Below are 1,035 nucleotides of genomic sequence, written 5' to 3' on the forward strand. Positions count from 1 at the left end.
CAGCAATGAATGCGAGAAGATCCAGGACAAGAAGCCCGTGGCAACCCGCGAGGATGCCAAGCCGCGAGACGACGAGAGAAAGAAGAGCGACGTCGCGCCCGCGAAGCCGCAGGCGACGGGGCAGGTCTTTTGCAACAGTGCGGGCTGCCGTCCGGTTCGGCAGGGTTGTCGCCTTGAAAACCTTTCTGGGCAAGGGTATGCGCGCAGTGGAGGCGGTACTAGCGTGGTCGAAAACTGCAACTGAAGGAAAGCGCTGGGGGGAAACTCTCCGTACATGAATCTGTTACTGTAAAACATTCCGAATTCCCATCGGATTCCTATTTGAGGCTGTAATGGGCGCGCTTCGTTTTCTCCTGATCGTTCTTGCCATCTGGCTCGGCTGCGGCCCGGCGATGGCCGAGCGGCGCGTCGCGCTGGTGATCGGCAATTCCGCCTACAAGAGCGCGCCGCGGCTCACCAATCCGGTGAACGACGCCACCCTGGTCGGTGGCATGTTCAAGAGGGCCGGGTTCGACAACGTCGATGTCAGGCTGGACCTCAACGCTGCCGACATGCGCCGGTCGTTGCGCGAGTTCGCCGGCCGGACCCGCGATGCCGAGATTGCCGTCATCTACTATGCCGGGCACGGCATCGAGCTCGACGGCACGAACTATCTGATCCCAACCGATGCCGTGCTCGAAACCGACGGCGACGTGCTCGACGAGACCGTCGCGCTCGACCGCGCGCTGTTTGCCGTGGAGCCCGCAAAGCAGCTTCGCCTCGTCATTCTCGATGCCTGCCGCGACAATCCCTTTGCCAAGACGATGAAGCGCACGGTCGCCTCCCGTGCCATCGGGCGCGGCCTCGCCAAGATCGAGCCGACCAGCCCGAACACCATGATCGCTTTCGCGGCGAAGGCGGGCTCGACGGCGTCCGATGGCGACTCCAAAAACAGCCCGTTCGCCGCAGCCGTCGTCGAGCGGCTGCCGACGCCGGGGCTCGATCTGGGCAAGGCCTTCCGCTTCGTCCGCGACGATGTCTTGAAAACCACCGGCA

1 protein-coding gene and 1 pseudogene are annotated in these 1,035 nt (G+C 63.4%); both read left to right on the forward strand.

What is annotated here, in order from left to right:
• A pseudogene (locus tag C2U70_RS33350) lies at window positions 1-244 on the forward strand (caspase family protein); the annotation flags it as partial.
• 88 nt (window positions 245-332) lie between these two features.
• The coding region (locus tag C2U70_RS32035) for a caspase family protein (RefSeq protein ID WP_140982633.1) at window positions 333-1,035 on the forward strand (703 nt) is incomplete at its 3' end.

The organism is Bradyrhizobium guangdongense (genome assembly GCF_006483445.1).
GTDB lineage: Bacteria > Pseudomonadota > Alphaproteobacteria > Rhizobiales > Xanthobacteraceae > Bradyrhizobium > Bradyrhizobium guangdongense_A.